Source organism: Tolypothrix sp. FACHB-123 (assembly GCF_014697075.1).
Taxonomy (GTDB): Bacteria; Cyanobacteriota; Cyanobacteriia; order Cyanobacteriales; family Nostocaceae; genus Aulosira.
In genome coordinates this window covers 1-19,729 of sequence record NZ_JACJRE010000066.1, presented here as the reverse complement: position 1 = coordinate 19,729, position 19,729 = coordinate 1, and the positions used below count along the sequence as shown (strand labels likewise).

General features: G+C 40.1%; 15 protein-coding genes. 11 read left to right on the top strand and 4 right to left on the bottom strand.

All coding sequences use genetic code 11. The features are described from left to right. Nucleotides 1-56: 56 nt before the first annotated feature. The 6 genes from H6G41_RS28710 to H6G41_RS28685 all read left to right on the top strand — a co-directional run bounded on the left by H6G41_RS28710 (nt 57) and on the right by H6G41_RS28685 (nt 5,699). Nucleotides 57-944, top strand: a complete 888-nt coding sequence (locus tag H6G41_RS28710; protein WP_190751044.1) for a lipid kinase — start codon at nt 57-59, stop codon at nt 942-944. A gap of 152 nt (nt 945-1,096) precedes the next feature. After that, nucleotides 1,097-1,702, top strand: coding sequence for an exopolysaccharide biosynthesis protein (locus tag H6G41_RS28705; RefSeq protein ID WP_190751043.1), 606 nt, complete (start codon nt 1,097-1,099; stop codon nt 1,700-1,702). Nucleotides 1,703-2,204: 502 nt separating this feature from the next. Further along, nucleotides 2,205-2,720 (top strand): L,D-transpeptidase, encoded by a 516-nt coding sequence (locus H6G41_RS28700; RefSeq protein WP_190751027.1) that lies wholly within the window; start codon nt 2,205-2,207, stop codon nt 2,718-2,720. Between the two features lie 131 nt (nt 2,721-2,851). Then, nucleotides 2,852-4,240, top strand: coding sequence for a histidine--tRNA ligase (gene hisS / locus H6G41_RS28695; RefSeq protein ID WP_190751025.1), 1,389 nt, complete (start codon nt 2,852-2,854; stop codon nt 4,238-4,240). 94 nt (nt 4,241-4,334) lie between these two features. After that, nucleotides 4,335-5,237: a DUF4437 domain-containing protein gene (locus H6G41_RS28690; protein ID WP_190751023.1), complete on the top strand. Its 903-nt coding sequence runs from the start codon at nt 4,335-4,337 to the stop codon at nt 5,235-5,237. Further along, nucleotides 5,238-5,699 carry an antibiotic biosynthesis monooxygenase family protein gene (locus H6G41_RS28685; RefSeq protein WP_190751021.1) on the top strand — a complete coding sequence of 154 codons (462 nt, stop codon included), beginning with the start codon at nt 5,238-5,240 and terminating at the stop codon, nt 5,697-5,699. A 58-nt stretch (nt 5,700-5,757) separates the two neighbouring features. Here H6G41_RS28685 and H6G41_RS28680 read toward each other — a convergent pair whose 3' ends face one another. From H6G41_RS28680 to H6G41_RS28670, 3 genes are read right to left on the bottom strand one after another with little or no spacing between them, the layout of a single operon-like run. Next, entirely contained in the window at nt 5,758-6,576 is an 819-nt protein-coding gene (locus tag H6G41_RS28680) for an alpha/beta fold hydrolase (RefSeq protein WP_190751019.1), read from the bottom strand. Between the two features lie 46 nt (nt 6,577-6,622). Beyond that, nucleotides 6,623-7,597: a zinc-binding dehydrogenase gene (locus H6G41_RS28675; protein WP_190751017.1), complete on the bottom strand. Its 975-nt coding sequence runs from the start codon at nt 7,595-7,597 to the stop codon at nt 6,623-6,625. 11 nt (nt 7,598-7,608) lie between these two features. Beyond that, the gene (locus H6G41_RS28670; protein ID WP_190751015.1) at nt 7,609-9,096 is read right to left on the bottom strand and encodes an amidohydrolase family protein; all 1,488 of its coding nucleotides are present in this window, start codon (nt 9,094-9,096) and stop codon (nt 7,609-7,611) included. Between the two features lie 144 nt (nt 9,097-9,240). Here H6G41_RS28670 and H6G41_RS28665 point away from each other — a divergent pair, with 144 nt between their 5' ends. The 4 genes from H6G41_RS28665 to H6G41_RS28650 all read left to right on the top strand — a co-directional run bounded on the left by H6G41_RS28665 (nt 9,241) and on the right by H6G41_RS28650 (nt 13,684). Continuing rightward, a complete protein-coding gene (locus tag H6G41_RS28665) occupies nt 9,241-10,041 on the top strand; it encodes an aspartyl/asparaginyl beta-hydroxylase domain-containing protein (protein WP_190751013.1) in 801 nt (266 codons plus the stop codon). 248 nt (nt 10,042-10,289) lie between these two features. After that, complete coding sequence (locus tag H6G41_RS28660; RefSeq protein ID WP_190751010.1) at nt 10,290-11,297, top strand: zinc-binding dehydrogenase; 1,008 nt, start codon at nt 10,290-10,292, stop codon at nt 11,295-11,297. A 26-nt stretch (nt 11,298-11,323) separates the two neighbouring features. Next, nucleotides 11,324-12,238 carry a ribonuclease D gene (locus H6G41_RS28655; RefSeq protein WP_190751008.1) on the top strand — a complete coding sequence of 305 codons (915 nt, stop codon included), beginning with the start codon at nt 11,324-11,326 and terminating at the stop codon, nt 12,236-12,238. 603 nt (nt 12,239-12,841) lie between these two features. Next, complete coding sequence (locus H6G41_RS28650) at nt 12,842-13,684, top strand: tetratricopeptide repeat protein (RefSeq protein ID WP_190751005.1); 843 nt, start codon at nt 12,842-12,844, stop codon at nt 13,682-13,684. Nucleotides 13,685-13,755: 71 nt separating this feature from the next. On the opposite strand, the gene H6G41_RS28645 is transcribed toward H6G41_RS28650, so the two are convergent. Further along, on the bottom strand, nt 13,756-15,258 hold the full coding sequence (locus H6G41_RS28645) for an aldehyde dehydrogenase family protein (protein WP_190751003.1): 1,503 nt from the start codon (nt 15,256-15,258) through the stop codon (nt 13,756-13,758). Between the two features lie 715 nt (nt 15,259-15,973). On the opposite strand from H6G41_RS28645, the gene H6G41_RS34690 reads away from it, so the two are divergent. Beyond that, a partial coding sequence (locus tag H6G41_RS34690) for an ELWxxDGT repeat protein (protein ID WP_199316370.1) occupies nt 15,974-19,729 on the top strand: 3,756 nt, incomplete at its 3' end.

The following is a 19,729-nucleotide window of genomic DNA, read 5'->3' as shown; positions in this document are numbered from 1 at the left end:
CTTCTTAACAAATAACCAATGACTGATGACCAATGACGATATCAAAGGTAATATCCATGAGTCCCCGCGCACTACTATTAGTAAATCGTCATGCTCGCCAAGGACAAAAGCGCCTACCAGAAGCGATTCAATGTTTGGAAAAAGCAGGCTTTGATTTAATAGAAGAATCTACAGAAAACCCCCATCATATCAGTGAAATTATCCTGCACCACCTCAATCAAGTTGACTTAGTAATTGTTGGCGGTGGTGATGGTACATTGAACGCCGCAGCCGATGCATTAATGAAAACCCAATTACCTTTAGGTATCTTACCTTTAGGAACAGCCAACGATTTAGCCAGAACTTTAGGAATACCCAATTCTTTAACCGCAGCCTGCAAAATTATTGCCAACGGTCAACAGCAACGTATAGATTTAGGATGGGTAAATGGCAAGCATTTTTTTAACGTTGCTAGCATGGGATTGAGTGTCAAAATTACTCAGCGACTTACCAAAGAAGTCAAACGCCGCTGGGGAATATTGGCTTACCTCGCCACAGCATTACAAGTAGTTTGGGAATCTCGCCCATTTAGCGCCGAAATTCGCATGAACGGTCAATCAATTTGCGTGCGAACTGTACAAATTGCTGTAGGTAATGGGCGCTATTACGGTGGAGGAATGGCAGTAGCGCATGATGCTACAATTGACGATCAAAGACTAGATCTCTACAGCATAGAAATCAATCATTGGTGGCAAATCATACCCTTACTTCCCGCCATGCGACAAGGAAGACATATCAAATGGCGAGAAGTTAGAGCTTTGCAAGGTCAAGACATGGTGATTTATACGCGAAAACCCCGCCCCATCAATACCGATGGTGAAATAACTACCTATACCCCTGCGCATTTTTACGTTATTCCCAAAGCCATATCCGTGTTTGTCCCAACAGAAGGAGAGCAGTTTTAATTGTTGAGTGCTAGCTTAACAATACAGAATATATTAAACATAAATAAAATTTGATTTTTTACGGAATTCCTAGTAGAACAAATGTATACCTTTATCAGTGATTTACTTAACTAACCCTGGGTATTGTGGAAAATCGCCTAGAATCAAGCCAAATGCACCTCAGATTTTCTCAAGAAATTAAGTCACTGTTGCAAAATTTAGCCGAACAGCCACTAACCTTAGGAGAAATTCTGGCTAAAACTTCCGAACGTGGTTTTAGCTTAGTCATAGCCTTATTAGTTTTACCATTTTTATTTCCCATGCCACCCGGATTAACCGGGCCCTTTGGTGCAGCTTGTTTGATATTATCAATACAGATGGTTTTAGGTAGGCGATCGCCTTGGTTACCTAAAAAAATAGCTAACTATCAATTTCCTCGCCGCTTTGCGCATATATTATTGAGTAACTTACGCCGAGTTACCAGAATATTTGAAAAAATTGCTCGTCCCCGATTAGGAAAAATTGCCAATAGTCATTGGGCTTGGCGATTCAACGGATTTTGTATTTCCTTATTAACTGTACTGCTAATTTCACCCATTCCCTTTACTAATCCTCTTCCGACAGTAGGTATTTTATTATTAGCAGTAGCCACCATCGAATCTGACGGTTTATTAATGTGTATTAGCTATATATTTACTGTTTTAATTACCGCAATATTTGCCTTCATTGGTTATGCACTCTTATTAGCCCCAAGTTTGTTACCAGCAATTCTCCGATAAACTCATCTTTTACCCTCGGCGTCCTCTGCGTCCTCTGCGGTTCAAAATATTCAAAAATTATTATAAAAACATAAAAAGTAGACTGTGTTGTCGCGTAGCGCAACGCACCAAAACCTAGAATCAGGTGCGTTACACTTTGTGATAAAGCACCCTACACACACTTAGATTTTTTCAATCAAAAAATCGGATTCCTATATTAACCATCAAATTAATGGTTAATCAAAGTAGTTAGGTTATCTAAAACATCATGATGATATGCATTGTCTTAGCAAAATATTAATTGCTAAAAACTTGACAATACGATGCTGCCAATAAGAAAAGACAACCCTCACTATTAATTTCATTACGCCTACTGACTAATCTCTGTCACAAGTATATTGTGTAACAAGGGAGTCAAGACACAAACTGAAAAAGACAAAGTAAATTTTATCTCCTTCCCTATCCTTTACCAGACTCAAAAACTCATTGAATTTTTAGCGAACAAATAAAAAGGTGGCACTTCATGCAAAGTAGAATTCAAAGTAATTGGTTACGTTGCTCAAGAAATTTCTGTACAGGTACAGTTTTAAGCATAGTAACTTTGTTTTCTTGGTTACCACCAGTTACAGTTGACTCCAACTTTGCCAAAGCCAACGCAGCTTCTATCAAGAATCAGCAAAAATCTTCACCTCGTTGGATTGAAATTGACCTATCAGAACAACGGTTAATTGCTTGGGAGGGTAAAAAACGCATTTACTCATACCGCATTTCTACTGGTAAGCGTACAACTCCCACACCCAAAGGTAAGTTTTGGATTAACTCTAAATATCGCACTCACCGAATGCGGGGTGAAGATTACGACATTCCCGATGTCCCCTATGCCATGTATTTTTATGGTGGCTACGCAATTCACGGTGCTTACTGGCACAAAAAATTTGGTACACCAGTTAGTCACGGGTGTGTGAATTTGCGAGTCCAACAAGCGCGTCAACTTTACAACTGGGTAAAAATCGGGACTTTAGTCGTAGTCCATAAGTAATTCATTAGTCAGTTCCAATTTCTCCCCTTAGTTCTCCTTCCCTTCCTTCATCCGCTACCCCCGCTATGTACGGCACAGCTCATTCTCATCTAAAATCTAAAAGCTCAAGTTTAAAACTGGCAGTGTAGGTTATGGCAAAAGGTGAAAGAATTAATTTCTCTACCCCAAGCGGGTTTCCTGAGTTTCTCCCAAGCGAAAAACGTCTAGAAGTATATTTGCTTGATACTATCCGCAGAGTTTTTGAAAGTTACGGCTTCACGCCCATCGAAACCCCTGCTGTCGAACGCTTAGAAGTATTACAAGCAAAAGGCAACCAAGGTGATAACATCATTTATGGTATCGATCCCATCCTGCCACCAAATCGGCAAGCCGAGAAAGACAAAGCCGGGGAAACAGGTTCAGAAGCTAGGGCGTTAAAATTTGACCAAACAGTTCCTTTAGCAGCATACATTGCTCGTCACCTCAACGAATTAACCTTTCCCTTTGCGCGTTACCAAATGGATGTAGTTTTTCGGGGCGAACGAGCAAAAGATGGAAGGTTTCGCCAATTTCGCCAGTGTGATATTGATGTCGTAGCCCGGAGTCAACTCAGCTTGCTTTATGATGCACAAATGCCCGCAATTATCACCGAAATATTTGCAGCAATTAACATCGGCGATTTTGTCATCCGCATCAATAACCGCAAAATTCTTACTGGATTTTTTCAATCTTTAGGTATTGCTGAAAATCAAATTAAATCTTGTATCGGCATCATTGATAACTTAGAAAAAATTGGCGAAGCTAAAGTTAAACAAGAATTAGACAAAGAAGGAATTTCCCCAGAACAAACCCAAAAAATTATTGAATTTATTAATATTGATGGTGCTGTTGATGAAGTATTAGATAAACTCAAACATCTATCACAAAATCTACCCGATGCTGCACAATTTAATTTAGGTGTGAGCGAAATCGAAACAGTAATTACAGGCGTGCGGAATTTGGGCGTTCCCGAAAAGCGTTTCTGTATTGATTTATCTATTGCCCGTGGTTTGAATTACTATACTGGCACCGTTTACGAAACAACTCTCATTGGACATGAAGCCTTAGGCAGTATTTGTTCTGGTGGCAGATATGAAGAATTAGTAGGCATGTTTATCGGTGAAAAAATGCCTGGGGTTGGCATTTCTATCGGCTTGACTCGCTTAATTAGTCGCTTACTCAAAGCAGGTATTCTCAATACCTTAGCGGCTACACCTGCACAGGTGATGGTTGTGAATATGCAAGAAGATTTAATGCCGACTTATTTAAAAGTGTCACAAAATCTGCGTCAGGCAGGAATTAATGTTATAACTAATTTTGATAAGCGTCCCTTGGGAAAACAATTCCAGCTAGCGGATAAGCAAGGAATTCAATTCTGCGTCATTATTGGTGCTGATGAAGCCGCAGCGCAAAAGTCATCGCTGAAAGATTTGAAAACAGGCGAACAAGTAGAAGTGATGCTAGATAATTTGGCAGAGGAAGTTCAAAAAAGATTAGCGTAATTAAGAATTTATTTAGAATGTGCAGTGCGTTAAAAACTTGACGCACTATATCATTTTAAGTATTGATGAATGATTGAGAGTGTAAATCCTATCCATGAATAACCAATACAATCCCGAAAGAGAAACCGAGGCTGATGATTTTTTGAATATAGCCCCTGTTAAAGAAGATTGGGGTGGAGATGGAAGAGGGAGGATGAATCTATCAGGAAGGCGTACAGCTATTTCCCCAGAATACTTACCTCGTCAATATCAATTTTTTGATACGAAGATTGTACCAGTAGAACAAGGTTGGCGCATCAAAGGAATGCCAGATGAGGTAGCATTTAGTAAACGTAAATTGCTAAGTTGGCATGATTGCGGTGCATCTACATCTAGAGTTACTTTACAACCACAATTTAAAGCTCCATCTGGCATATTTACATTTGATTTAGAGCTTTTTGTACTAAAGGGTAAAATCCAAATTGGTGAATGGCAACTGAGTAAGCATTGCTATTCTTTTATTCCTGCCGGAGTGAAGTTAGGTGATTGGCAAGTGATAGGTAGTGAAGATGTAGAAATTCTTTGGATGGAGAACGGTCATGCACAATATAAAAATCTACAATATAATCATCCAGATGCTAAGTTAAATGAATTTATCCCTGTTTTAGATAGTAAATTACTACCTTGGGGGAGAACAGACACGGTTCAATTTGAAGTAGCAAAAAAGAAGTATTTGCGGAAAGATTCTAACGGTGGTGGAGTGTGGTTAATCATTATATTGCCACATTTTGACGGTAAATATCCCGAAATACAATGTTATAACGAGGAGGGTTATTGCCTAAGTGGATATTGCGACGTAGGAGATTATAGATTTGTCAAAGATCACTACTTATATTGTCCTAGCTTTAGTATAATTCCTAGACACAGAACAGATGAAGGTGGATTATTTTTTATTAGAGTTGATAGGGATTTATCAAGAGTAGGTACAGTCTTATCATATGAACCTGGAGATACCTAAATGATTAAACCAAATAATTTTTTGGGTATTCTTTGTGGATTGGCGGTTTCAGCTTTGATTTTGCCACTGGCTGCTTTTGCACAGATTGAACCCCTGAGAGTTTCGGCACAGAATATACCAAATAATTCTGCTACTACCCAATCAAAGAAAGTAGTCGCACGCATTTGGCATGATATAGTCCCGACATCAAAAGCGGATGAATACTATGCTTATTTGGTAGAATCTGGAATTAAGAAAATTGAATCAATTCCTGGTAATTTAGGGACGCAAGTACTTCGCCGCACAGATGGCAACAACACAGAATTTATTGTGATTTCTTACTGGGAATCACGCGATGCAATTCGTAAGTTTGCTGGTAATGATATCGAAAAAGTCAGACCCCTTCCTAGAGATAACGAATATCTCATAAACCCAGAAACCAAAGTGAAACACTTTGATGTTATGTTGAGCGATCGCAAATAATTTTTTAATCTGGGGGTATCCCTGTTTCCCCCTGTTAATACTGATTTAGCTCAAGTACTTACTGCTGCTCTAAAAAATCAATTACTACTTTAAATACTTCTTGCGGCATTTGATTAACCATCCACAGCGTTCCGGCTTCTAGTTCAACACTTTGACTATGAGGAATGGCTTCCTGAGTCCAAGATTGATTCTCAGCTTTAGCTAAACCATATTTTTCTAAGGGTTCTAATGCTTTTTCTGCCGACAAAATCAAAGTCGGACAATTAATCAAACGAAATCTTTCTGGGGCAGAAAGACAATAGTTTGCTACTGCTAAACCAGGATATATAGGAGAGCCAAAGGACTTCAAATCATCTAAAACACAACGGTGATTTAACTCTCCATTTCCGACGTAATTGACGCGAGACAACCATTGTGGCATCAAATGAGAGCCATCTTCTTTAATTTGCGATCCTTGAGAATATCTCTTGAGGATTTTTGCTTGTTCTTCTGCGTCAAATCCAACTACATTGCAGAGAATAAGTTTGTCAACTCGTTCTGGATAGGCTGCTGCAACTTCTCCAGCGATATAGCCTCCTGTGAGACTGCCGAAAATGCTGGTTTTTTGTATGCCTAATTCATCCAAAAGTGCGATCGCAGTTTTAGCATAATCTGCAACAGAATAAACTCTGGGGGGCTTGTCAGAATCACCTAACCCCATTAAATCCATTGCAATGACTAATTTTTTGGCAGCCAACAGAGGCATCAATTCTTTAAATTCATCACTACTGCGGGGAGTCATGTGCAGTAAAAGTATGGGTTCACCTTCTCCACCTATACGGTAAAGAATTTGTTCATCTTCTGTGTCTAAAAATGCTCTTTTGATTCGTTGGCTCATTTTTGTATACACCCTACCTGACTAGAGTTTAGATCTAGATTTGAGATTACGGAACTACAATAATTTTCCCGTTCAAATCTCGATTTTGTATTTTGATCAGTGCGCCAGACACCCCTTCTAGATTAACTATCTCATCAATTGTGGGCTGTATCTTTCCCTGAGCAACTGCGGGAATCACTAAATCCCGAAGTGTCGCCAAACTTGAGTGATAATCACTGTTATACCAGAGAGCGATGCCGTAAACTGTAATATTGCGCCCCAGCAGTTTCCCCAGAGGCAGGGCAGCATCTAGGCCAGTTGTAGTGCCATAGCTGATAATACATCCATTATTGGCGATCGCTTCTAAACAATCAGCAAATGTTACTTTTCCCGCACCATCGAGTGCCACCTCTACCCCTGAATTGTCAGTAATTCTCCGCACCTCGGAAGCTACATCTTGAATACTATAATCAATTCCATGTAATGCACCTAATGCGAGTAATCGCTGTACCTTTGCTTGATTCCCAGCAGTCGCAATCACTCGCGCTCCTAGCAACTGCGCCAGTTGAATTGCTGCGCTGCCAACACCGCCGCTACCTGGATGTATCAAAACCCATTCTCCAGGCTGGATATTGGCTTTGTGAATCAGTGCCATCCCAGCAGTTAGATAGACGATAGGCAAGCTGGCTGCTACTGTATACGATACTTCATCAGCCAGAGGTAACAACTCAGTTGCTAGAGCATATGCCATTTCTGCAAACGCACCCCTCACACGTCCAACTACACGCATTCCTGGCACAAATTCCTTCACCCCCAATCCCACAGCATCAACCTCACCAGCTGCTTCTTGACCCAGGATACAGGGTAGTTCTTGATTACGGTATGCTTGATAGGTTCCGTAGGTTGTCTGTAAGTCAGAATTGTTAATTCCCGCCGCCCCTACCCGAATTCTGACTTCACCGGGGCCAGGTGGCAAAACTTCTACCTCATCTATCTGCACAGCAGTTGCACCACTGTACTCATAAATACGTGCTGCTTTCATCTTATGAACACCTATGGTTTTATTCCAGAATGGGAGCGTTTTAAATAACGTCCTGTAGGTGAACCTAATACCTGTCCGTTGTGATAAATTAGGTTTCCGCGCAAAAATGTACTCTTGACTTTTCCGGTTAATTCTACACCTTCAAATGGTGTATAGCCTTGTTGCGACTCGGATTCAGCAGCACGTACTATAAAGCTTTCATGGGGATTTACTAATACTAAATCAGCATCATAACCAATAGCAATATCCCCTTTTTGTAATACACCAAAACGTCGCGACGGGTTCCATGATAATAATTTAGCCATCTGGTTGTAAGACATTCCTCGCTTACTTCCTTCACTTAATACCCCAGAAAGTAAATATTCTGTACCGCCAAAACCAGATTTTGCTAACCAAATATTATCTGGGTATTTTGCACTACGTTTTTGTTCAGCAGAACAGCAAGCATGATCGCTAACTATCCAATCTACTTGATTATTGAGTACTGCTTGCCATAAATATTCCACATCAGCACGGGGGCGAATTGGTGGATTAACTTTCGCCCAAGTACCATTAGGAGTATCAACATCTAATAATAAATGTCCAACTGTAACTTCACGGCGAAAATTGATGTGAGGAAAAGCAGTTTGCATTGTTAAAGCTGCTTCCATTGCTTTGCGCGAACTCAGATGTAATAAATTAATATTTACACAATTTGTTTCATGAGCTAAATAAGAAGCAATACAAATTGCTAACCCTTCAGAATGGGGTGGACGCGCTGCGCTGTAAGCTTTGAGTCCGCTAATACTAGAATCATTTTCGACAATTTTTGTATAAGCGTTGAGAATTTCTGCAATTTCACAATGCAAACTTAAGCTAATAGTTTCTCTCGCTTCTGGATGCGCTTCTATTAAACGTGTTAAACCACGCATAATAAATTCAAAATGAGCGAAATCATACCTCTCTTCTTTATTTATCATTAAAAAGAGGTTTTGTTGGTCTGATAAACCATGCAAGCCATAACCGCCATAAAACATGAATATTTTAAAGGAAGATACACCGAACTGTTCATAAAGTAGCGGTATTTCTTCAATATGCTGACTAGCTATAGGTGCGATATGATAACTATAATCGACAAAAAAGTTACCTACAGATAAGGCTAATACTTCTGGGAAAAAATCTTGATAGGAGCCGCCTTTGTTGAGATAATACTGCCCAGTCCGGATGTAATTTAGGCTGGTAGTCACACCTCCCATTGCAGCTGCTTTACTTTCAGTAACTGCATCTTTATCTAAGGGTTGATAGATACCGATGTGCATGTGAGCATCTACCACCCCAGGAAAGCCCAGCAGATTTTGAGCATCAAATACTTCTTTGGCTTGCTCTGGGCTAATATTAGGAGCAATTTGGGTAAACTTGCCATCCTTAATCCCTAAATCTAGTAGTTCGACAGTATCATTATGGGGACGAACTACGCGCACGTTTTTGATAATTTTATCTAATAGAGAAGTTTCTGACACAGTAGACTTCACACTAAAATGAGTGTTAAAGGTTTTGTAGTCAGGACTTTAATCCTGACTACGAACAAACATAGTACCGATATGCTGGCAAAATTTGCTGGTAATGTAACAGTTTTTTATTAAAACGGCTTGAGGAGAAAAGTTATGTCAAGTTTTAATGAGTATCATCTTAATCCTGAAGAGTTTCCTTTTCTCAAGACTTTTCAAGAAAAATGGCAGATAATTAGAGATGAGTTTACCGACTTTAATAAGCAAGCTTCTGAGGAAGAATTAAAATTTACTTATGATGTGCTAGGGCCTAAAAGTAAAACAATCAAAACTAAAAGTAATTCCAAATATAGTGCATTTGGGATTTTATTCCAAGGTTTATTTATTGAAGAATATATTCAGCTACATCAAATACAATATCCTGATTATGAGACAGATGAGGCAGCAAAAAAAGCACTGAATTTAAGAAAGCAATACTTTCCCAATCTAGCTAATGTAATTGAGAAAGTAAATTTTGCAGAGGATTCTGTTATTAGAAATGTGTATTTTGGGACATTTCATCCTGGTTTAGATATTAAATTGCATGTAAATTATAACCCTCACATGAATCGTGGCTATTTAGGTTTGATTGTGCCTGAGGGAGATATTGCGATGAAAATATGTCACGATAAACTTTATTGGCATGAGGGGGAATTTATGGTTTTAGATCATAGCTATCCCCATTGTCCTCATAATTACACTAATCATAACAGAACAGTTTTGGTTGTAGACTTTTTTAAAACAGATAAGCCGCGAGAAGAAGTTAAAGAATTTGAACAAGAACAAGTTGCGGAAAGAATGCAGGATAATCCTTATAGTTTAGGTGTTTTTGGTAAGAGTGATAAAGCACAAGAATCGGATTTTATTAAGTATGGTTTGGCTCATCAGTTAGAGTGGGATAGGGCTTTGTCAAGTTGAGATATTTTCAATCATGAATGAGGAAAAGTAGGATAAAAATTAGTTTAGAATACGGTGCGTTACACTTCGTGATAACGCACCCTACATATAATACATGCACTATGATGTGCAATTAATATTTATTTAATGAACCGCCAAGTACGCCAAGCACGCCAAGAGAAAAGAAGTAATTATTAAGGGCAAGTTTAAAGCAAATTAATATCAGTCATAATATTTTTTATAAATTAAGTTAAATACAATATTCCAAGATGAATCAAAAAACATATAGAAAATTAGTAGCACAGCAATTTAATCAAGATTTTAAATCTGCTATTGAAATTGTCGAAGTTACTCTGACTCAACCTGCTGGTAATCAACTTTTAATTCAAAACAAATTCGCTGGGATTAATGGTGGCTTTGATACTTTAGTTTGTCGTGGTGATGTTCCCTACGTGAATTTAGTTACTCCCTTTGATTTGGGTGTGGAAGCGGTAGGAAATGTTGTGGCGATAGGTGAAAATGTCGCAGGTTTTCAAGTTGGTGATGCAGTAATTACTACGGCGCGTGGTGGTGGTTATCGCGAATATCAAGTTGTGGATGCAAATTTAGCAGTGAAGGTACGCCAAGCTACGCCAGAATTGCTGACGCTGATGCCTACTGGTATATCAGCTTTGGTGGCGTTGGAACAAGTGGGGGAGATGAAAAGTAATGAAGTAGTGTTGGTGACAGCAGCTGCGGGAGGAACTGGTCATATTGCTGTACAGTTGGCGAAGTTAGCAGGTAATCATGTGATTGGTACTTGTAGTTCGCAGGCGAAGGCAAATTTACTGAGAGAATTGGGATGCGATCGCATTATCAACTATCGTCAAGAAAATCTCAACGCTATCTTGAAGTCAGAGTACCCCAACGGAATTAATTTGATTTTTGACTGTGTGGGTAAGCAGGTTTTTGATACTTGCGTTGATAATTTAGCTGTGCGGGGACGGTTAGTGGTGGTTGGTTTTATCTCGGAATATGCTAAGGAGATAGAACAAATTACTCAACCGCGAATTTATCACCAACTATTTTGGAAAGCTGCTTCTGTACGCGGCTTTCTTATGCCTCATTATCAAGAATATATACCAGAAGCGCGCGATCGCCTGTTAAATCTGTTCTACACTGGTAAACTTAAAGTTGCTATCGATCCTACTCAGTTTCAAGGTTTAGAGTCTATTCCTGAGGCTGTTCAATATCTCTTAAGCGGTCAAAATAGCGGTAAAGTAGTCGTCAGATTTTAATATTTTCATCTAATTAAAATTACCTCATGCCATACTTGACTGATGCCGGAAAAATTCAGGCTAAAATCGCTGAATATAGCCAAGCTCAAACTTTGTGGATAGATACAGAAGTTGCTGATTATAAAAGTCGGAATCCTCGATTATCGCTAATTCAGGTATTAGACGATCCCGATGATATGAGTGGATCTCACATTTATCTTTTAGATGTGTTAGACCAACCTGATATTATCGAGGAATTTATTGCCCAAATCATGCTGAATTCGGAGATTGAGAAGGTATTTCATAATGCTAGTTATGATTTAAAGTTGTTGGGCAGTAAGAAAGCAAAAAATATTACTTGTACTTTAGAAATTGCGAAAACTATTCCTTATTATCTGTTACCTTTGCCTAACTATCAATTAAAGACTTTAGCCGCAGTACTTTGTAATTTCCATAATATCGATAAGCAAGAACAAACTAGTGATTGGGGAAAGCGTCCTTTAGCTGAAGAACAGATTGATTATGCTTATTTAGATTGTATATATTTAGCGCAGGTGCATTTAAAATTGTTAGAAATGCAAGCAAAAATTAATCCCGATCCAATAACAGAAGATTTGGTGTTACTTGGTAACAGATATACTCAACTTGAACAACAATCTAAAATTTTAAAATCGGAATTAGAACATCTGGAAGAACGAATTAAGAAAGCCATGCAGGCTCAAAATTTATCTGAAACAGATTATTGTAAATTAACTAGTTACCAGCGTCAAACGGTTAAGGTTGCGTTTGCTGAATTATTCAAGTTAGTTGAAACTCAAGGTATTAATTTAGATTTTCCTATTACATTAACTCAGAAAATGCAAAAAGATTTAGGTGAAAATTTAGAGCAACTATCTGTAGAAATTGATGAAACTACTGCTTGGCGGTTGACTGCTAAAAAACCAGATGGTGATAATTCGTAATTTGTAATTATGTGATGTAAATTACACAATTGATAAAGGTCTGTGTAACTTTTAGGTAGGTAAGCATTATTGATTACTTATCTTGGCTTGACTCGATTACTAAGCAGAGTGGAGTCAGTATTAGCTTGTAGCCTCCAGGAGAAAACTTTATCTTTATGAAGATTTTGCTAAAATAATTAAAATTATTATTTTGATAGAGTTTAAAAAGTATAATTAAAGGCGGCAAAAATAGAGTATTGTTGCCTAGAATATTAGTTTCAGAAAGAGAGAAACTCACCAGATAAATCGGGATAAATTGCAGTTTTTATACTTTAATCTAGGCTGTAACTATCTCATCTCTGTCTTTGACTGTATTTCTGGGATTTATTTATGACAATAACTCAAGGTGATATCTACCCACTTCACACCTAATAGTATACATAATCGTTAATTAAACCTAGAGGATACAGCAGCCCTAAATGATTCCGTGAAATCTCTTCATTATTGGCAGTCGGTTAACAGAATGATTTCCATAAATCAGATAGGATTGCCGGATAAACTTCAAGCCCAAATTCATTAGAAGGAATAATTTTATCTAGGTATAATGGCGGTTCAAAATAAATTATGAAACTGCAATTGTTTGAGCAAGAGTGGATACAAATAGGCAGAGCATTAATTATAGGGTTATTAACTATATTGAGTGCAACTACTAACCTTTCATGTAGTAAACAAAGCGATGTATTGGTAACAGAAATTGGTGTGAGTCCTCCTAGCCGCCGTTCAGCAAAAACATCGAGGGCGGAGGAATTTTATTTGCAAGGCAAAAATCAACACGCTAAAGGTGATTCTCAAGCAGCGATCGCATCTTATAGTAAAGCTATTAGCCAAAATCCCCGATATAGTGCAGCTTACAAGGCTAGGGGGCTGGCTTACTTTGATGCGGGTAATAAACAAGCCGCGATCGCAGATTATAATGAAGCACTGAAACTCAATCCCAACGATGCGGAAGCTTTCAATAGCCGCGCTAATACTCGCGCCTCTCAAGGAGATAATAAAGGCGCTTTAGAAGATTACAACGAAGCCATTCGCCTTGCACCCAACTATGCCGAAGCCTACAATAACCGAGGTAATGCACTGGCGGCTAGTGGAGAGCAAAATCGAGCGCTAGAAGATTTTAACCAAGCGATTCGCCTAGATACAAGATATGCGATCGCCTACAATAACCGGGGTAATCTCCGGGCTGCTAGAGGCGATAACAAAGCAGCTATCACCGATTACAATCAAGCCATTCGCATCAATCCTAACTTTGGCGCTGCGTATAACAACCGAGGTAATGCACGCGCAGCCCAAGGAGATAAACCCGGTGCACTCAAGGATTTACAAAAAGCGGCCGATATCTTTCAAAATCAAGGCAATAAAGATTTGTACCAGCAGGTGATGAATAATATCAAAGAACTGGGACAGTAAGATATGGGCATTGGGCATTGGGCATGGGGGATAAAAAGACTATTTTTCGACAACTGACAACTGACAACTGACTATTGACTAACCCTGTTATCTATTTGAGCGCGTTGCAGAGTGCCGGAAAAGTCAACATAAACACTCTTCCATTCAGTGAAAACATCTAAGGCTGTAGTGCCAGCTTCTCTGTGACCGTTACCTGTATGCTTTACACCGCCGAATGGTAAGTGTACTTCCGCACCGATTGTCGGGCCATTAATATAAGTGATACCCGCTTCAATGTCGCGCATGGCTGTAAAAGCTCGGTTGATATCGCGGGTGTAAACTGAGGATGATAAACCATAATTGGTATCGTTGAGAATTGCGATCGCTTCTTCAAATGAGCTAACCTCAATTAATGCCACTACAGGCCCAAATATCTCCTCACGCGCCACTCGCATATCGGGAGTGACATTATCTAAAATGGTTGGCTGAAAGAAGTTACCGTTTTTTAGCTCCCCTTCGCTTGCAATTTCTCCACCAATTAAAATCTTTGCTCCTTCCTCACGAGCAATTTGCATATAATTATTCACCCGTTGCAGTTGAGATTCATTAATTAACGGGCCAATCTCTGTATTGGGATCTGTACCTGCTCCTAAGCGTAACTGACTGGTACGCTCATAAAGCATGGCAGTAAATTTTTCTTTGATGTCGCTGTGCAAAATTAGGCGGCTAGTTGCTGTACATCTTTGTCCAGTTGTGCCAAAAGCTCCCCAAACAGCACCATCTAACGCCAGTTCTAAGTCTGCATCTTCCATAACTACTTGGGCATTTTTACCGCCCATTTCTAAGCAAACGCGCTTGTGAGTGCGTCCGCAAGTAGCGCCAACAAATGCACCTGTTTCTGAGGAACCAGTAAAAGAGACTAAATCTACATCAGGATACTCAACTAAAGCTTTCCCAACTTCTTCTCCAATACCATGCACTAGGTTAATTACCCCTGGTGGTAAACCAGCCTCAGCAAAAATCTCAATGAGTTTAGTAGCACAGGCGGGAGTATCTTCTGCGGGTTTGAGGATGACTGTATTACCGCATACCAGTGCTGGCATCGCTTTCCAGCAAGGAATCGCTACAGGAAAATTCCAAGGAGTAATTAAAGCACATACGCCTATCGGCATTCTCACGGTCATGGCGAATTTATTCGGCATTTCCGAAGGTGTAGTTTGCCCAAATAACCGCCGCCCTTCACCAGCGCTGTAAAAAGCACAGTCAATTCCTTCTTGGACATCGCCTCTAGCTTCAGTTAAAGGCTTACCCATTTCTCGGCTAATTAACTGAGCCAGTTCTTCTTTATGTTGCAGTAATATTTCCCCAACACGGAAAATATATTCTGCTCTAGCTGGGGCTGGTACTTTTCGCCAACTACGGTAAGCTTGGCGGGCTGCTTTTACTGCTGTATTCACATCATCTGCTACCGAACGAGGGAAGGTAGCAATCACTTCATGTTTATCAGCAGGGTTACGACTTTCTAAAGTAGCTCCCCCTAAAGCATTCAACCATTGACCATCAATATAATTACGGCAACTAAGCACAGTAGTCATGTTAAAGACCTCCAGCTTGCATCCACTGGAACTTTTGTACTAATTTTGCCGTGCTTGAGAGGCTACCGTCAAGTCAGGAGACAAGGAAGATGGGAAATTTTCTTAGGGACTTCCAAGTAAAAAAATATTCCATTGCTATTGTTCACTGTTGACGGTTGACTGTTAACTGTGAACCGTCAACTGTCAACAGTCAACGTTTAACAGAATAATTTATTTTTTGGAGTTCCCTTAGATTTTGGTTTTTCGCCAAATCACTTTCTCCAAAATCTCAGCCTTTTCCCTATGTCCCATGCCCAATACCCCATTCAATAACAGTACATTTGCTCAGAAAAATTAATTAAAGTATAAAGTTTGAATAAATAAAATGCTGAATCTACGGCTAATCATTAAAGACTTTACTAAGTTTGCACTGAGAACTACTTAACCAAACCTTAATAAAATATACTTTTTTTGAGCTAATTATCTCTATCCGCAGATAGTTGCTTCTAAAGCTAATAAAAATGTGTTTTTTTAACCGAATAGCCTATTTCTGGGAAAGACTTAGTAGTTTTAAAAATAGAATGCATGAATTTACTGTATAAAATTATACATTTAATCAAATAAGATATTAATAGGGGTCGTTCATTAGCAAGAAAAATTGCGATCGCATTGGGAACATCTACCAACCCATGATTTCGCCTGTAATTCTTACTTCACAATTCAAGGAAAAACGGTTATGACAATGGTTGATTTCGCCAAATTTAAGCCCGTATCACCTGTTAATCTTCAACAAAACATAGTCAGTGGTATTGTCTTTATTGATTCCAGCGTGACGCAATATGAACAATTAACAGCAGCCGTAGCTCCTGGTTTGGACGTAGTGATACTAGACTCCCAAAGCGATGGAATTGAGGAAATTAGCAAGAAGCTATCACAGCACCAAGGAATCACAAGTTTACATCTTGTCGCCCACGGACAGCCAGGACAGATCCAACTAGGGCGTTCAAGTCTGAGTCTATTTACCCTCGATATTTACAAAAGTGCCATACAGCAATGGAAAGCATCCTTAGCCGCAGAAGCTAACATTTTGCTTTATGGTTGCGAAGTCGGTGCGGGAAAAATCGGCAAAATATTTGTTGACAGCCTGGGTAAACTGCTAGGAAATCCAGTAGCTGCGGCTTCTAGCAAAGTCGGTAACGCTGTCTTTGGTGGTAATTGGCATTTAGATGTGACTACAGGAAAAATTACCACAGCGATCGCCTTTAGCCCAGAAGCAACTACAACCTACCCCCACTTGTTATCAGAAGACACAACAATTAGCCTGCTCAAAGATATCAATATCAGTGGCGCTTCCTCTAACCCACAATATTTAACGAACGTCAACGGTACACTCTACTTTGTCGCCTATGACAGCAATGGTGGAACTGAGTTATGGAAAAGTGATGGTACAGAAGCAGGTACTATCAGAATTAAAGATATCGCCGCCGGTATAGAGTCATCTAATCCGCAAAGTCTCACAAATGTTAACGGTACCCTCTACTTTGTAGCCTATGACAGCAATGGTGGTGCTGAGTTATGGAAAAGTGATGGTACAGAAGCAAATACTGTCAGAGTTAGAGATATCTTGAGCGGTGCAGGTTCCGCTAATCCATCCAATCTGACAAATGTTAATGGCACGCTGTACTTTACTGCCACTGATGGCCTTAATGGTACTGAGTTATGGAAGAGTGATGGTACAGAAGTTGGTACTACCTTAGTTGCGAATATAGTTAGCGGTGCAGGTTCCGCCAATCCATCCAATCTGACAAATGTTAATGGCACACTGTACTTTACTGCCACTGACAGCACAAATGGCACTGAATTATGGAAGAGTGATGGTACAGAAGCTGGTACTACCTTAGTTGCGAATATAGTTAGCGGTGCAGGTTCCGCCAATCCATCCAATCTGACAAATGTTAACGGCACACTGTACTTTACTGCCACTGACAGCACAAATGGCACTGAATTATGGAAGAGTGATGGTACAGAAGCCGGTACCGTCATAGTTAGGGATATCCTTGCAGGTACAGGCTCCTCTAACCCATCCAATTTGACAAATGTCAACGGTACCCTGTACTTTACTGCTACTAATGGCACCAATGGGATTGAGTTGTGGAAAATTGATGGCGCTTCAGGTGATGCTGTCTTAGTTAAAGATATCGTTAGTGGTGCAGGCTCATCGATTCCACAACAGCTCGCAAATGTCAACGGCATCCTCTATTTTTCTGCCATTGATAGTAATGGGGGGCGTGAGTTATGGAGGAGCGACGGCACTGAATCTGGAACTTACAGAGTTAAAGATATTTTCTCTGGCACGGGTCATTCTAACCCATCTAATCTCACGAATGTTAACGGTACACTCTACTTCACTGCTACTGACAGCACAGGTGGAACTGAGTTGTGGAAGAGCGATGGCACTGAAGCTGGTACTGTTAGAGTCCAAGATATCGTTCCTGGTACAAACTCTTCTAGCCCGCAAAATCTGACGAATGTTGACGGCACACTATACTTTTCTGCCGCTAACAGCAGTGATGGACGAGAGTTATGGAAGACTAATATTACTGAAACTGAGACTGTCAGAGTTAAGGATATCTTTGCTGGTACAGGCTCTTCCAAACCCCAACATTTAACAAATATCAACGGAACTCTGTATTTTTCTGCTGCTGATAGCAGTAATGGACGCGAGCTATGGAAGACTGATGGTACTGAAGCAGGTACCGTTAGAGTGAGGGATATCCTCTCTGGCTCAGGCTCCTCTAACCCATCGAATCTGACAAATGTCAATGGTATAGTCTACTTTACTGCCACTAACAGCAGTGGTGGTTATGAATTATGGAAAACTGATGGCACCTCAGCCAATACTGTCAGAGTTAAAGATATTCTTACCGGTTCGGGTTCCTCTAACCCGTCTAATCTGACAAATGTTAACGGCACGCTATTCTTTACTGCTACTGATGGTACAAATGGTTATGAATTGTGGAAAAGTGATGGCACCTCAACCGGGACTGTCAGGATTAAGGATATCTTTGCTGGTATAGGCTCTTCTACCCCGCAGAATTTGACAGATGTCAACGGTACGCTATTTTTTACTGCTGTTGACAGCAATGGTGGACGCGAGTTGTGGAAAAGTGACGGTACTGCAAACGGTACTATCCTAGTTAAGGATATCCTGAGTGGCTCAGGCTCTTCTATTCCGCAAAATCTGACAAATGTTAACGGGACACTCTACTTTACTGCTAATGATGGCACGGGTGGGATTGAATTATGGAAGAGTGATGGCACCGCAGAGGGTACTGTTCTTGTCAAAGATATCTTCGCAGGTATAGGCTCTTCTCATCCATATGAACTGACGAATGTTAACGGCACACTATATTTTGCCGCTAGTAATAGCACGAATGGGGTTGAATTATGGAAGAGTGATGGCACCGCAGAGGGTACTGTTCTTGTCAAAGATATCTTCACAGGTGTCAACTCTGCCGATCCCTCTAATTTAACGAATGTCAACGGGACACTCTACTTTACTGCTAATGATGGCACAGGTGGAATTGAATTATGGAAGAGTGATGGCACCGCAGAGGGTACTGTCAGAGTTAGAGATATTTTTGCAGGTGCAGATTCTTCTAGCCCATCTAATTTAACGAATGTCAACGGGATACTCTACTTTACTGCCACTGACGGCACGAGTGGGATTGAGTTATGGAGGAGTAATGGCACCGCAGAGGGTACTGTCAGAGTTAATGATTTATTTCCCGGTTCGGCAGCTTCCAATCCTAGCGATCTAACTTATATTAACGGCAAACTCTACTTTGTTGCCGATAATGGTAACGTTGGTCAAGAACTTTTTGTGCTTAACCTTAACAGTGCCCCTAGTGATGTGAGTTTGAGCAATACTAGTATTGACGAAAATGCGATCGCCAATACAGTCATTGGTAACTTAAATACCACCGATCCCGATGTAGGCAACAGTCATACCTATACATTGGTATCTGGTGAAGGTAGCGCAGATAACAGCAGCTTTACTATTATTGGCAATCAACTAAGTATTAACCTTTCTCCTGACTACGAAACCAAGAATAGCTACAGTATCCGCATTCGCGCTACAGATCAAGATGGCTTATTTTACGAAAAAGCGATCGCGATCGCAATCAACAATATTAATGATGCACCCACAGGTGTTGCCAGTGCATCCTTAGTCGATGGCACAGAAGACACCAATTACAGCATTGATGTCTCAAAGTTGTTGGAAGGCTTTAGCGATGTCGATGGCGATAATCTCTCAGTCGCCGACTTGACAGCAACTAACGGCACATTGGAAGACAACGGTAATGGTAATTACACCTTCACCCCAAATACCAACTTCAATGGTAGAGTTGACCTCACTTACAACGTAGTTGATGGTAAAGGTGGTACAGTAGCTGCAACTCAATTTTTCCATCTGGCTACGGTGAATGAT